At 69.2% G+C, this 13,140-nt stretch carries 11 protein-coding genes and 1 tRNA gene; 4 read left to right on the top strand and 8 right to left on the bottom strand.

Annotated elements, in window-relative coordinates; genetic code table 11:
- The first annotated feature begins 82 nt into the window (after positions 1-82).
- Positions 83-158: transfer RNA gene (locus ACFOMP_RS13865), tRNA-Ala, on the top strand.
- 392 nt (positions 159-550) lie between these two features.
- On the opposite strand, the gene ACFOMP_RS13860 is transcribed toward ACFOMP_RS13865, so the two are convergent.
- The 3 genes from ACFOMP_RS13860 to ACFOMP_RS13850 form a co-directional block, all read right to left on the bottom strand.
- Positions 551-3,226, bottom strand: coding sequence for a DNA translocase FtsK (locus tag ACFOMP_RS13860; RefSeq protein ID WP_379031531.1), 2,676 nt, complete (start codon positions 3,224-3,226; stop codon positions 551-553).
- A gap of 3 nt (positions 3,227-3,229) precedes the next feature.
- Positions 3,230-4,423 carry an aminotransferase class I/II-fold pyridoxal phosphate-dependent enzyme gene (locus tag ACFOMP_RS13855; protein ID WP_379031528.1) on the bottom strand — a complete coding sequence of 398 codons (1,194 nt, stop codon included), beginning with the start codon at positions 4,421-4,423 and terminating at the stop codon, positions 3,230-3,232.
- A gap of 128 nt (positions 4,424-4,551) precedes the next feature.
- Complete coding sequence (locus tag ACFOMP_RS13850; protein WP_379031525.1) at positions 4,552-5,877, bottom strand: amidase; 1,326 nt, start codon at positions 5,875-5,877, stop codon at positions 4,552-4,554.
- A 130-nt stretch (positions 5,878-6,007) separates the two neighbouring features.
- On the opposite strand from ACFOMP_RS13850, the gene ACFOMP_RS13845 reads away from it, so the two are divergent.
- On the top strand, positions 6,008-7,231 hold the full coding sequence (locus tag ACFOMP_RS13845) for a UbiH/UbiF/VisC/COQ6 family ubiquinone biosynthesis hydroxylase (protein WP_379031522.1): 1,224 nt from the start codon (positions 6,008-6,010) through the stop codon (positions 7,229-7,231).
- A gap of 165 nt (positions 7,232-7,396) precedes the next feature.
- On the top strand, positions 7,397-7,993 hold the full coding sequence (locus tag ACFOMP_RS13840) for a LolA family protein (protein ID WP_289892974.1): 597 nt from the start codon (positions 7,397-7,399) through the stop codon (positions 7,991-7,993).
- Between the two features lie 162 nt (positions 7,994-8,155).
- Here ACFOMP_RS13840 and ACFOMP_RS13835 read toward each other — a convergent pair whose 3' ends face one another.
- From ACFOMP_RS13835 to ACFOMP_RS13815, 5 genes are all read right to left on the bottom strand, one after another.
- Positions 8,156-8,734 (bottom strand): transglycosylase SLT domain-containing protein, encoded by a 579-nt coding sequence (locus tag ACFOMP_RS13835; protein ID WP_289892975.1) that lies wholly within the window; start codon positions 8,732-8,734, stop codon positions 8,156-8,158.
- 75 nt (positions 8,735-8,809) lie between these two features.
- The gene (modC, locus tag ACFOMP_RS13830) at positions 8,810-9,853 is read right to left on the bottom strand and encodes a molybdenum ABC transporter ATP-binding protein (protein ID WP_379031630.1); all 1,044 of its coding nucleotides are present in this window, start codon (positions 9,851-9,853) and stop codon (positions 8,810-8,812) included.
- The gene (gene modB, locus ACFOMP_RS13825) at positions 9,853-10,545 is read right to left on the bottom strand and encodes a molybdate ABC transporter permease subunit (RefSeq protein WP_289892976.1); all 693 of its coding nucleotides are present in this window, start codon (positions 10,543-10,545) and stop codon (positions 9,853-9,855) included. Before modB ends, modC begins: the two co-directional genes overlap by 1 nt.
- On the bottom strand, positions 10,542-11,282 hold the full coding sequence (modA, locus tag ACFOMP_RS13820) for a molybdate ABC transporter substrate-binding protein (RefSeq protein WP_379031518.1): 741 nt from the start codon (positions 11,280-11,282) through the stop codon (positions 10,542-10,544). Before modA ends, modB begins: the two co-directional genes overlap by 4 nt.
- Positions 11,283-11,348: 66 nt before the next feature.
- Positions 11,349-11,705, bottom strand: coding sequence for a winged helix-turn-helix domain-containing protein (locus tag ACFOMP_RS13815; protein WP_289892978.1), 357 nt, complete (start codon positions 11,703-11,705; stop codon positions 11,349-11,351).
- A 103-nt stretch (positions 11,706-11,808) separates the two neighbouring features.
- Between ACFOMP_RS13815 and ACFOMP_RS13810 the strand changes: the two genes are divergently transcribed.
- The gene (locus ACFOMP_RS13810) at positions 11,809-12,990 is read left to right on the top strand and encodes an acetyl-CoA C-acyltransferase family protein (RefSeq protein WP_379031515.1); all 1,182 of its coding nucleotides are present in this window, start codon (positions 11,809-11,811) and stop codon (positions 12,988-12,990) included.
- Positions 12,991-13,140 lie beyond the last annotated feature (150 nt).

The following is a 13,140-nucleotide window of genomic DNA, read 5'->3' as shown; positions in this document are numbered from 1 at the left end:
GCGACCGGCGCCGAAAAAGCGATGCGGGCCGGTCGCGCGGCTCTTGACAAGGCGCGGCGGCTGGGCGAGATAGCACGCCGATGGGGCCGTAGCTCAGTTGGTAGAGCGCATCGTTCGCAATGATGAGGTCAGGGGTTCGATTCCCCTCGGCTCCACCAGGAAATCCACATAACATAATGCTTCTGCAGGAACTTCTGCAGGCAGCCTTACCCTGTCCCATCATCAGGGCAAAGCCGGACATGTTTCTGGCCTTGGCGGGGGCGAGATGGCTTTCCGGATCGGGCGATGCCTTCACAGAATCGCGCATGGCGAAAAGCCGGGACTGCGCGTGACGGGACCGGGCCTTGGCCGCCGCGTCAGAGAGCGGGCGGGCTGAACCATCCCGCGCTCGACGCCGCCACGCGCACGCACGGGAGGCCGGTCCGGCGCCCGTGACCGCTGATCGGCCATATCAGTCAAATTAACCCTGCCCGGCCCTCCATGCGCCCTCGCCACAATGAAAAGGCCGGGCGCCATGGCCCGGCCCTGCTTTCATCCCGAAGCGCGTCGCTCACACCTCCGGCACCAGCACCTCGCGCTTGCCGACATGGTTCGCGGGGGTGACGACGCCCTGTTCCTCCATCTGCTCGACCAGACGCGCGGCCTTGTTGTAGCCGATGGCGAGCTTGCGCTGGATATACGAGGTCGAGCATTTGCGGTCCTTGGCCACGATGGCGACGGCCATGTCGTAAAGCTCGGCATCGCCGCCCTCGCCGGTGCTGAGCCCCAGCACCTGGTCGATGCTGTCGGCGCGCTCCTCGTCCGGGCCTTCGACCACGCCGGACATGTAGCTGGGCGGGCCGAAACTTTTCAGGTGGTTCACCACCTCCTCGACTTCCTCGTCGGAAACGAAGGGCCCGTGGACGCGGGTGATGCGCGAACCGCCGGCCATGTAGAGCATGTCGCCCTGACCCAGCAGTTGCTCGGCACCCTGTTCGCCCAGGATGGTGCGGCTGTCGATCTTCGAGGTGACCTGGAAGCTGATCCGGGTCGGGAAGTTCGCCTTGATCGTGCCGGTGATCACATCGACCGAGGGCCGCTGCGTCGCCATGATCAGGTGGATGCCCGAGGCGCGCGCCATCTGCGCAAGGCGCTGGATGCAGGCCTCGATCTCCTTGCCGGCGACCATCATCAGGTCGGCCATCTCGTCGACGATGACGACGATATAGGGGAAGGTCTCGGGCTGGAATTCCTCGGTCTCGAAGACCGGCTCGCCGGTATCCTCGTCGAAGCCGGTCTGCACGGTGCGCTTGAACAACTCGCCCTTGGCCAGCGCCTCGCTCACGCGGCCGTTATAGCCCTCGATGTTGCGCACGCCCATCTTGGACATCTTGCGATAGCGTTCCTCCATCTCGCCCACCACCCATTTCAGGGCGACGACCGCCTTCTTGGGGTCGGTGACGACCGGCGACAGCAGATGCGGGATGCCGTCATAGACCGACAGTTCCAGCATCTTGGGGTCGATCATGATCAGCCGGCATTCCTCGGGCGTCAGCTTGTAGAGCAGCGACAGGATCATGGTGTTGATCGCCACCGACTTGCCCGAGCCGGTGGTCCCCGCGATCAGCAAATGCGGCATCTTGGCCAGATTCGCCACCACCGGCCCGCCGCCGATATCCTTGCCAAGCGCCAGCGGCAGCGGCTGGGTGCCGTCGCCATAGGCCTTGGAGGCCAGGATCTCGCGCAGCACCACCTTCTCCCGCCGGGCATTGGGCAGCTCGATGCCGATCACGCTGCGCCCCGGCACGGTCGAGACCCGCGCCGACAGCGCCGACATGCTGCGTGCGATGTCGTCGGCCAGGCCGATCACCCGGCTGGCCTTCAGCCCCGGCGCCGGCTCCAGCTCGTAAAGCGTGACCACCGGGCCGGGCCGGACCTCGGTGATCTGGCCCTTGACGCCGTAATCGTCCAGCACCGCTTCCAGCATCCGGGCGTTCTCGGTCAGCGCCTCTTGCGAGAGCTGGTGGCGCTCGACGGTGGTCGGCGCGGTCAAGAGCGACAGCGGCGGATGCTCGTAATGGCCGGCCGCCTCGTCGAAACGCAGCGCCGGCTGCGCCTCGGATTGCGCCTGCCGCGAGGGCGCGGGCTTCTTCGGCGGCACCACCACGCGCGGCGTCTCGGCGCCGAAGGGCGCGGCGCTGACGGGGTTGGCGAAATCCTCGCCCTCGTCCTCGTCCTCATCGGCGCTCAGCGGCGGTTCGGCGCGCGCCGGCGCGGCGCGGGCGCCGGCCAGCCGCGCGGTCACTGCCGAAAGCAGGCTGTTGCCGTCCGAGCGGGTGCGGATGGCATCGGTGATGCGGGCGCTGATGGCGGCGTTCGAGGGCGGCTCGTCATCCTCGGCATAATGGGTGTCGGGGTCGATCAGCTCGGGCTCGGGCGCGAAATCGCGGTCCTCGGCCAGCGGCGCCGGGGCAGGGCGCAGGCCCGGCAGGCCGCTGCGCGGTGCCTGCGGCAGGGCGGCCGCCCCGGCCCGGCCGACGCGATCGCGCCGGGCCTCGGCGCGGGTCTTGAGCCCGCGCGCCGCGCCCGAGGACAGCCGCGCGCCGCGATCCACCGCATGAAGCGCCAGAATGCGGGCGGTGGCCAGCCCCTCGGCCAGGAAACCGCGGATCGCCGTCAGCTCCTTGCGGTCGAAGCCCAGAACGAAGGCCAGGAAGGCCAGGGCGCCCGCGGCAGTCAGCAGCGCCAGAACCTTGATGGCGATCGAGGCCTTCATCGGCATGGCCGACAGCATGCCGCCCATCAGCATGTCGCCCAGATGGCCGCCCAGGCCGAAACTTTGCGTCCAGCCCGGGGGCGGGGCCATCGAGGTGGCATAGATCGACACCAGCACCATGGCGATGGGCAGGAAGATGCCGCGCATCAGCCGCTCCTCGCCCCGGTGCAGCATCAGCCGCAGGCCCCAGACCACGGCGCCGACCACCAGAACCCAGGTGCCATAGCCGGTGATCATGAACAGCGCCGAGGCGACATAGGCCCCGAAACGACCCAGATAGTTCTGCGCCGGCTGGTCGGTCGCCGACATGAAGCTGGGATCGTCGGGGGAATAGCTGACCAGCATCATCGCGATCAGCACGCCCAGGATCACCAGGCCCGCGCCCAGCAGTTCCTTGCCGCGCCGTTCCAGCGCCGCCTGCGTGCTCTGGTCGAACAGCGGATCGCGGTGTTTCGCCTGCCAGCTCGCCATGCGTCAACCCCCTTGATACAAACAGTTTTTCAGGCGGTTCAGCGCCGCCTCGGTCTGCTCCGCCGGGGCGACCAGCGCCACGCGGATGAAATTCCGGCCCGGATTGCCGGCCTGGCCGTCGCGGGCCAGATAGGCGCCGGGCAGCACCTGGATGCCGGCTTCGGCCCAAAGCTTCTTCGCCGCATCCTCGCCGGTGCCGACGCTGTCCGGGACCGGCAGCCACAGGAAGAAGCCGCCCTGCACCGGCTGATAGCCCGGCACATTGCCCAGCACCCGATCGGCGATGGCGTATTTCTGCTGATAAAGCGCGCGGCTGGCCTCGACATGGCCCTCGTCGCCCCAGGCCATGGCGCTGACCCGCTGCACCGGCAGCGGCAGCGGCGCGCCGGCATAGCTGCGCAACCGCCGCATCTGGGCGATCTGTTCCACGCCGCCCGCCGCGAAGCCCGAGCGCAGCCCCGGCAGGTTCGAACGTTTCGACAGCGAGTTGAACATCACCACCCGGTCGGGCAGCCCCATGCGCGTCGCCACCGCCAGCGCGCCGGGCGGCGGCGCGTCGCGCCAGATCTCGGAATAGCATTCGTCCGCAAAGACCAGGAAATCGTGCCGCTCGGCCAGCGCGATCAGTTCTTCGAGATAATCCTCGGAGGCGATGCTGCCCTGCGGATTGGCGGGCGAACACAGATAGGCCACCGTGGCGCGCTCCAGCACCGCCGCCGGCAGGTCGGCAAAGCGCGGCAGGTGCCCGGTCTCGGGCGCGGCGGGCACGAAGACGGGCTCGGCGCCGACGGCGGCGGCGGCCACGGCATAGACCTGATAGAACGGGTTCGGCACCAAGATCGCCGGGCGCTGGCCGTTCTTGCGTTCGGGCGCCAGCGCCAGGGCGGCGTTGAACAGCCCCTCGCGCGTGCCGTTCAGCGCCATGATCCGCTCGGGCGCCACATCCAGCCCGTGGCGGCGCTGGAGCCAACCCGAGATCGCCGCCAGCAACTCGGCCGTGCCCTCGTTCGCGGGGTATTTGCCGAAATCGGCGATGCTCTCGGCCATGACCGGACCGACGAAATCCGGCAGCGCGTGGCGCGGCTCGCCGATGGTCAGGATCAGGGGATCGCCCCCGGGTTCGATACCCGCGAGCAGTTTCCGCAGGCGCGGAAACGCGTAATCCGGCAGGTTCGAGAACCGCTCGGGAATTGCCATGGCTGCCTCTCATTCGGGGTCGTTGCGCCCCGTTCGCGGCCAAGATTACCGGCAATCCCCCCATGCGTCCAGAGTTTCGCGGGCGACGGACCCGGGTTTTCCGGGGGTTTCCCCAAGAAATCCGGGGGTCAGCGCAAGGCGGCCTCGGCCGCGGCGGCGGCGGCCAGCAGGGCGCGGTCATGGCCAGAGCGGCCCATCAGCATGATCCCGCAGGCCGGATGACCGGTGGGCAGGCTGATCGCGGGCAGGTTCAGCAGGTTGCCGATCCGGGTGTTGCGCAGGGTCAGCAGGTTCTCGCGCGCGAAGAAATCCGGCTCGGTCAACAGCCGGTTCACCGGCGGCGGCAGGATCGGCGCGGTCGGCAGGATCACCGCGTCGAAGCCGGCGACCAGCTGGTCCCAGTTGGCGCGCAGCCGGGCCAGTTCCTCCCAGCCGTCGACATAGGTGGCGGCCAGAACCTCCTTGCCGCCGCGGAACCGGTCGAGGATCGGCGGATACATCAGCTCGGGCGCGTCCTCGATCTGGTCGCGCCAGATGCCATAGGCCTCGGGGGCGAACAGGATCGCGGCCAGCGCCATGGCCTCGGCCACGCAGGGCGGCGCGGCATGGGTGATGCGGGCGCCGGCCTTGGCGAGCCGGTCCGCCGCATCTTGGAAAGCCGCGACCGGGGCCTCGCGCGCCTCGTCGAAGGGCACGCCGTCCAGCACCATCAGCCGCAACCCGGCCGGGCTGGCATCGGAAAGATCCGGCGCATTCTCGCCGCGCAGCACCGCGAACAGCTCGGCGCAATCCTCGACCGTGCGGGCGATGGGGCCGGCCACGTCGAAGCGCCGGCACAGCGGCACGATGCCCTTGCCGTGCACCGCGCCGGTGGTGGGTTTGAAGCCGACGAGCCCATTCCATGCCGCCGGCACCCGGATCGAGCCGCCGGTGTCGCTGCCGATGGCCGCCGCCGCCAGTCCCAGCGCCACCGACACCGCCGCGCCAGAGCTTGAGCCGCCCGGCGCCAGGGCCGGGTCGATGCTGTTCGGCGGCGTCGCCGTCATCGGGTTCACGCCCAGGCCGGAAAAGGCCAGCTCGGTCATGTGGGTCTTGCCCAGGCAGACCAGCCCGTCCAGCGTGGCGCCGGCCAGGATGGCGGCGTCGCGTTCCGGCACCCGCCCGGCCAGCAGGCGCGAGCCGGCCTCGGTCGCGGTGCCGGCGCTGTCGATATTGTCCTTCCAGCTGATCGCCACCCCGTCCAGCAATCCGCGCCGCAGCCCGGCGCGGGCGCGGTCATGGGCGGCGACGGCTTCGGCGCGGGCGCGTTCCGGGGTCAGCCGGGCATAGATGCGCTTGCCATAGGGATGGCGCGCCGCGGCCTCGAGATAGGCTTCGGCCTGCCCGACCGGGCTGATCAACCCGGCGAGGATGGCCCGCCCCTGTTCCGCCGCCGATGCCCTGAGCCAATCCATCCGCTTCCCCGACATTCCTGCCCTGCCAATCCTGGCTCAGGCTAGCCCGGCGCGGGGGCGCCCGCAATGGCGCATGGCGCGCGGCTTTGTTACATGGACATTGTTCGGGCGACAGGCATAGTGCGGGGCCATGATGACGGATTTCGATGTGGTGATCGCCGGCGGCGGGCTGAACGGCCCGGCCCTGGCGCTGGCGCTGGCGGATGCCGGCCTGACCGTGGCGGTGGTGGACGCGCGTCCCGCCGATGCCCGCGCCGGCGATGCCTTCGACGGCCGCGCCTATGCGCTGGCCCTGGCCTCGCAGCGGCTGCTGGCGGCGCTGGGGCTGTGGCGCGATCTGGCGGACAAGGCGCAGGAGATCCGCAGGGTCGAGGCCACGCAAGGCGCCCCCGGCGACGGGCCCGGCCCCTTCGGCCTGCATTTCGACGGCGCCGAGATCGAAGAGGGCCGGCTGGGCTACATGCTTGAAGACAGGTTCCTTTATCGCGCGCTGCTGGCCGCGATGCGCGACCGGGTCACGCATCTGCCGGGGGTTTCGGTCACCGCGCAGCAGGTCGAGGGCGCGACCATCAGGGTCGCGCTGTCGGATGGCCGCGATTTGCGGGCCCGGCTGCTGGTCGGCGCCGACGGCCGGCAATCGGGCGTGGCCGAACGCGCCGGCATCCGGCGCACCGGCCGCGACTACGGCCAGATCGCGCTGGTGGCGGCGGTCGATCACGCGTTGCCGCATCACGGCACCGCGCATCAGTATTTCATGCCCACCGGCCCGCTGGCCATCCTGCCGCTGCCGGGCAATCGCAGCTCGATCGTCTGGTCCGAGGCCGCGGCCCAGGCCCGCGCCATCATCGCCCTGCCGGATGCGGAATTCCTGGCGGCGCTGCGCCCGCGCTTCGGCGATTTCCTGGGCGAGATCCGGCTGGCCGGTCCCCGATTCTCCTATCCGCTGAACCTGACCCTGGCGGAACGCTATGTCGATGCGCGCCTGGCGCTGGTCGGCGATGCGGCGCATGGCGTGCATCCGGTGGCGGGGCAGGGGCTGAACCTGGGCTTGCGCGACGTGGCGGCGCTGGCCGAGGTTCTGGTCGCCGCCCGCCGCCGCGGCGAGGATATCGGCGCCGAGCTGGTCCTGGCGCGCTATCAGGACTGGCGCCGCCCGGACGCGACGGCGCTGGCGCTGGGCATGGACGGGGTGAACACGCTGTTCTCCAACGTCAATCCGCTGCTGCGCGCCGCACGCGAGATCGGCATGGGCCTGGTCGATGCCCTCCCGCCGCTGCGGCGCGGCTTCATGCGGCAGGCGGCGGGGCTGAGCCTGCATCCGATGCCGCGGCTGCTGACCGGGCGGCGGCTCTAGGCCGCGTCCCGCAAAATTCCCCGCAAAATTCGGCGCCGGCTTCGCGCCCGGAAAGGCCCGACGCAAATGCCTTGAAGGAACGCTCACACCGCTGTCAGCGTTGAGAGGCCGCGCATCCAGTGAACGTGATGTGCAAGACATCGAAGGATCGGTATCATCCAGCCCATGAAACTGAAAACGCTCGCCCTTGCGCCCGTCCTGTGCCTTGCCATGGCCTTCCCCGCCCTGGCCGAGAAGATCCCGCTGAACGAGATCTCGCGCTATCTCAACGGCCTGAAGACCGCCACGGCGGATTTCACCCAGGTGAATGCCGATGGGTCGATCTCGACCGGGGTGCTTTATATCCACCGCCCGAACCGGGTGCGGTTCGAATACAAGGGGGATCGCACCCTGGTGCTGGCCTCGGCCGGGCAGGTGGCGGTGTTCGACGGCAAGACCCGCAGCGCGCCGCAGCAATATCCGTTGTCCAAGACGCCGCTGTCGCTGATCCTGGCGCCGAACATCAACCTGGGCCAGGCCCGGATGGTGACCGGCTATGCCGAGAAGAAGAACACCACCGTCGTCACCGCCCAGGATCCGCAGCATCCGGAATACGGCAATATCCAGATGGTCTTTACCGCCAACCCGACGCAGTTGCGGCAATGGGTGGTGACCGATGATGCCGGAAAGCGCACCACGGTCATCCTGGGCGACATGAAGACCGGCGTGTCCTTCAAACCCTCGACCTTCGCCATCGAGAACGAGATCGCCCGCCGCCGATAGGGCTGCGGGCGGGTTGCGGACGCCGTGCCCAAGGCGCCGCGCCGGCAGGGCGGCCGGCACGGGTATTGGGACAACAGAGAAGCGCGCGCGCCGCGCCTCCGTCTTTCATCGTTTCATAAATACCCATGGGCGGCCGCGCCGCTGCGGGCGGCCGCCGGCAGGTCAGCGGCAGGAGGCGAGCTGCATCCGGTAAAGCTCGGCCCGGGTCTGGACCTTGCCGGCCACGTTCATCAGCCAGGGCTTGGAATTGTGCGAGCCGCGGGTGAAGCCGTTGCGGCCTTCGTGATAGGCCAGGTATTGCGCGCCGGCATCCCATTTCGAGATGCCCAGCATCCGCGCCGAGTCGTTCATGTACCAGCCCATGAAATCGGTGGCGTCGCGGATGTCGTCGCGCCGGGCGCGGCGGTTGCCGGTCTGCTTGCGGTAATCGTCCCAGGTGTCGTCCAGCGCTTGGCTGTAGCCATAGGCCGAGCTTTGCCGGCCCATCGGGATGATTCCCAGCGCATAGCGATGCGGCGTCCGCGCATCGCCGATGAATTTCGATTCCTGGTGGATCGTCGCCATCTGCACATGCACCGGGACACCCCAGCGCCGCTCGGTCGCCTTCATCGCCCGCATATAGGCGGGACGTTCCGCCGCCAGGGCGCAGGCGTTTTCCAGATTGCGCGGTGCCTTGTAGTTCCCGCCCCCTCCGCAAGAGGCCACCAGCCCGACAATGGCGAGCTTGAGAAACCTGTTCATACTGCCCTCATGTTTTTTGCGGGCAGCATAAGCGTAACTCCGGGCGCTGCGCAAATGACAAAGCCTCGACCGGGCCTAGCTGGGCAGGACCGAGACCGATTTGACGATGGCATGGCAGGCGATGCCCGGCTGCAATTCCAGTGCCTTGACCGAGCGCGGCGTGACTTGCGCAAGCATCCGCTCATCGCCCAGGGCCAGCTGCACCAGCCCGCCCTCGACCCGCGTCACCGTGACCGGCAGCACGTTCAGCGCCGACAGGCCCTGCGGCGCCGCGCGTGCCAGCATCACCTCATGCGCCAGGATCCGCAGCCGCAGCACCCGGCCGGGGGGCAGGTCCAGTTCCTGCAGCAGCATCGGTCCGCCGGCGGTGGCGACGCGGGTCATGCCGTCGGGCTCGCGGCCCTCGACCGTGGCGCGGATCAGCGCCCCCGCCTCGCGCGCGCCCAGTTGCGGGGCCAGCGCCGGGTCGGCCAGGATCTCGGCCAGCGGGCCGGAATGGCTGACACGGCCCTGCCGCATCAGCACAACCGTGGTCGCCAGCCGCAGCACCTCGGGCACCGAATGGCTGACATAGAGGATCGGCAGCCGGATCTGGTCCCGCAGGCGTTCCAGCCAGGGCATGATCTCGGCCTTGCGGCCCTCGTCCAGCGCTGCCAGCGGCTCGTCCATCACCAGCAATGCCGGGTCCGACAGCAGCGCCCGGCCGATGGCGACGCGCTGGCGCTCGCCCCCCGACAGTGTGCCGGGGCGGCGTTTCAGCAGCGGTTCCAGCGCCAGCATCCCGACGATGCGGTCGAAGTCGCGGGCCGCGCCGGGCCGCCAGCGCGAGGGATAGCGCAGGTTCGCCGCCACCGTCATATGCGGGAACAGCCGCGCATCCTGGAACACGCAGCCGATGCGCCGGGCTTGCGGCGAAAGGTTGGTGGCGCCGTCGAGGAGCAGGCGCCCGTCAAGCGCGATCCGGCCCTGGTCGGGGCGCAACAGCCCGGCGATGGCGTTGATCGCCGTGCTTTTCCCGCAGCCCGAGGGGCCGAACAGCGCCGTCACCCCGCCCGGCGCCCGGAAGGCCACATCCAGCGAAAGTCCGGGGAAGCGGTGGCGAAACGCGACTTCCAGCATCAGCGCCGTCCCGACATGCGCCATGCCAGCCATTCCGAGACCAGCACCGCCGCCATGGCGATCACCACCGAGACCAGCACCAGCCGCAGCGCCGCGGCATCGCCCGAGGGCACCTGCAGCAGCGCATAGATGGCCGAGGGCAGGGTCTGGGTCTGGCCCGGAATGTTCGAGACGAAGGTGATGGTGGCGCCGAACTCGCCCATCGCCTTGGCAAAGCCCAGGGTGGCGCCGGCCAGGATCGCCGGGACGATCAGCGGCAGGGTCACGGTCAGGAAGATCCAGGCCCGCGGCGCGCCCAGGGTGGCGGCGGCCTGCTCCAGCCGGGGGTCCACCGCCTCGAAGCCCAGCCTGATGGCGCGCACCATCAGCGGGAAGGCCATGATGCCGCAGGCCAGGGCCGCGCCGGTCCAGCGAAAGGCGAAGACGATGCCCAGCGGCTTCAGCAGGCTGCCCACCGGCCCCTGCGTGCCGAAGGTCACCAGCAGCAGATAGCCGGTGACGACCGGCGGCAGGATCAGCGGCAGGTGGACAAGGCCGCTCAGCAGCCCATGCCCGGGAAACCGCCGCCGCGCCAGAAGCCAGGCGATGGCGACGGCAAAGGGCAGGCTGGCAAGCGTGGCGACGCCGGCCACCCGCAGGGACAGGCGCACGGCCTGCCATTCCTGAGGGCCAAGCCAGTCGGTCGGGATCATTGCGTGACGGTGAAGCCTTGCGATTCAAAGATCGACTTTGCCGGCTCCTGCGACAGGCTGTCAAGGAAGGCGGCGGCCTGCGGCGTATCGGCGGCCTTGGTCACCGCCCCCGGATAGGTGATGTCTTCATGGCTGTCGGCCGGGAAGGCGGCGACCACGCCCACGCCTTTCTCGGCCACGGCATCGCTGCCATAGACGATGCCCAGCGGCGCCTCTCCGGTCGCGACCAGCTTCAGCGCGGTGCGGACGTTGTCGGCCTGCGCGACCTGGCCCTCGACCTTGTCCCAAAGGCCCAGCGAGGTCAGCGCCGCCTTGCCATATTGCCCGGCCGGCACGGAATCGACCAGCGCCATGGCCAGCTTGCCGTCGCCCAGCAGGGCCGGCAGTTCGGTCACGGCTGCCTCGGCCGGCTTGCCGGTGCCGACCAGCACCAGCGTGTTGCCCAGCAGATCCTTGCGCGTGGCGGGGTCGATATCGCCCGATTCCTGCACCGCGTCCATCCAGTCCGTCGAGGCCGAGATGAACAGGTCGGCCGGCGCACCCTCCTGGATCTGCTTGGCAAGCTGCGAACTGCCGGCATAGGAGATCACCACCGTATCGTCATGGTGCTTCTGCCAATCGACGGCGATCTCGTCCAGCGCGTCCTTCAGGCTGGCGGCGGCAAAGATGGTGATCTCGTCGGCCTGCGCGGCGGGTGCAAATGCGATCAGGGCGGCGGCAAGGAAAGATAGACGCATCGGGCTGGTCCATTCGTTATGGTTCGATGGACATAACCAAGCGGCGGCATGGCTGGCAACCGTTATTTACTCTGGAACAGATCGCTGCCCGGTGCAAAGCCGCGTCAGTTGCCCCGCGCCCTGGTCGCGCAGCAGCGCCTCCAGCGCCCGGTAATCGGTCAGCACTTGCCGGCCCCGTTCGGTCAACTGGGCCCCGCCGCCCTTGGCGCCGCCGCGGCTGCTGTCGACAAGGGGGGCGTCGAAATGCGCATTCATCTCCTCGACCAGGGACCAAGCGCGGCGATAGCTCATCTTCATGCGCCGCCCGGCGGCCGAGATCGAGCCTTCCTCGTCGATGCCTTGCAGCAGATCGGCCTTGCCGCGCCCGAAGGTCAGGCCGGAATCGAAATGCAGACGGAGGCTGAGCCGGGGATCGTTCGTCATGGCCGCATTTTGCCCGGTTTCCGCAACGTTGCAAGAGGCGGGGCTTTTCCGTTCGCCACGCCGCCGCTACGAGTAATAAAATTCCAGCATGACCGGAGGCATCATGTCCGAGAACGAAATCGTCATTCTGTCCGGGGCGCGCACGGCCATCGGCACCTTCGGCGGCAGCCTGGCGGGCGTGCCGCCGATCCAGCTGGCCGCCACCGTGACCCGCGCCGCGATCGAGCGTGCCGGCATCGGCGCCGATCGCATCGGCACCGTGGTCTTCGGCCATGTGCTGAACACCGAGCCGCGCGACATGTACCTGTCGCGGGTGGCGATGCTGGAAGCCGGGGTACCGGACACCACCCCGGCGATGAACGTGAACCGGCTCTGCGGCTCGGGGGCGCAGGCCATCGTCTCGGCCGCACAGGCGCTGATGCTGGGCGATGCCGATTTCGCCGTGGCGGGCGGCGCGGAATCGATGAGCCGCGCCCCCTATGCCGTGCCGGCGGCGCGCTTCGGCGCCAAGATGGGCGACGTGCAGATGCTCGACATGATGGTCGGCGCGCTGACCTGCCCGATGGGCACCGGCCATATGGGGGTGACGGCGGAAAACGTCGCCCGCGAGCACGACATCTCGCGCCGGGCGCAGGACGAATTCGCGCTGGAAAGCCAGAAGCGCGCCGCCGCCGCCATCGCCGAAGGCCGCTTCAAGGAGCAGATCGTCCCGGTCGAGATCAAGACCCGCAAGGGCATGGTGGCCTTCGACACCGACGAGCACCCGAAATCGACGGATCTGGAGAAGCTGGCCGGGCTTAAGGCGGCGTTCCAAAAGGACGGCACGGTCACCGCCGGCAATGCCTCGGGCATCAACGACGGCGCGGCGGCGCTGGTGCTGGCCCGGGCCGAGGCGGCGCGGGCGGCCGGCGCCCGGCCGCTGTTCCGCGTGCTCGGCTATGCCGTGGCCGGGGTGCGTCCCGAAGTCATGGGCATCGGCCCGGTGCCGGCGGTCGAGGCGCTGCTGCGGCGCACCGGCCTGAAGGCGGGCGATTTCGACGTGATCGAATCGAACGAGGCCTTTGCCGCCCAGGCGCTGGCGGTGAACAAGGGGCTCGGCCTCGATCCCGCCCGGGTGAACCCGAACGGCGGCGCCATCGCGCTGGGCCATCCGGTCGGCGCGACCGGCGCCATCGTCACCATCAAGACCATGTATGAGCTGATGCGGACCGGCGGCAGCAAGGGCTTGATCACCATGTGCATCGGTGGCGGTCAGGGCATCGCGCTGGCCATCGAGCGTATCTGAGCCTGGCTCGACCCGGTCCCTGCCTCGGGGCCGGGTTTTCTGCGGCACTGCCGTATGGGTATTTGGGAAACGGTGAATGACACGCTCGCTTTCACCGTTTCCCAAATACCCCCGGGAACCTTCGCGTTCCGGCGACCGCGCCCGATCTGC

Source organism: Paracoccus simplex (assembly GCF_042648325.1).
Taxonomy (GTDB): domain Bacteria; phylum Pseudomonadota; class Alphaproteobacteria; order Rhodobacterales; family Rhodobacteraceae; genus Paracoccus; species Paracoccus simplex.
This window is presented reverse-complemented; position numbering and strand designations above follow the sequence as displayed.

Bases quoted from the DNA above. Each gene is read 5' to 3' on its own strand.
- ACFOMP_RS13855 (WP_379031528.1), bottom strand. From the start codon at position 4,423: ATGGCAATTCCCGAGCGGTTCTCGAACCTGCCGGATTACGCGTTTCCG.
- modB (WP_289892976.1), bottom strand. From the start codon at position 10,545: ATGATCCCGACCGACTGGCTTGGCCCTCAGGAATGGCAGGCCGTGCGC.
- ACFOMP_RS13835 (WP_289892975.1), bottom strand. From the start codon at position 8,734: ATGAACAGGTTTCTCAAGCTCGCCATTGTCGGGCTGGTGGCCTCTTGC.
- ACFOMP_RS13850 (WP_379031525.1), bottom strand. From the start codon at position 5,877: ATGGATTGGCTCAGGGCATCGGCGGCGGAACAGGGGCGGGCCATCCTC.
- ACFOMP_RS13810 (WP_379031515.1), top strand. From the start codon at position 11,809: ATGTCCGAGAACGAAATCGTCATTCTGTCCGGGGCGCGCACGGCCATC.
- ACFOMP_RS13845 (WP_379031522.1), top strand. From the start codon at position 6,008: ATGATGACGGATTTCGATGTGGTGATCGCCGGCGGCGGGCTGAACGGC.
- ACFOMP_RS13815 (WP_289892978.1), bottom strand. From the start codon at position 11,705: ATGACGAACGATCCCCGGCTCAGCCTCCGTCTGCATTTCGATTCCGGC.
- modA (WP_379031518.1), bottom strand. From the start codon at position 11,282: ATGCGTCTATCTTTCCTTGCCGCCGCCCTGATCGCATTTGCACCCGCC.
- ACFOMP_RS13860 (WP_379031531.1), bottom strand. From the start codon at position 3,226: ATGGCGAGCTGGCAGGCGAAACACCGCGATCCGCTGTTCGACCAGAGC.
- modC (WP_379031630.1), bottom strand. From the start codon at position 9,853: ATGCTGGAAGTCGCGTTTCGCCACCGCTTCCCCGGACTTTCGCTGGAT.
- ACFOMP_RS13840 (WP_289892974.1), top strand. From the start codon at position 7,397: ATGAAACTGAAAACGCTCGCCCTTGCGCCCGTCCTGTGCCTTGCCATG.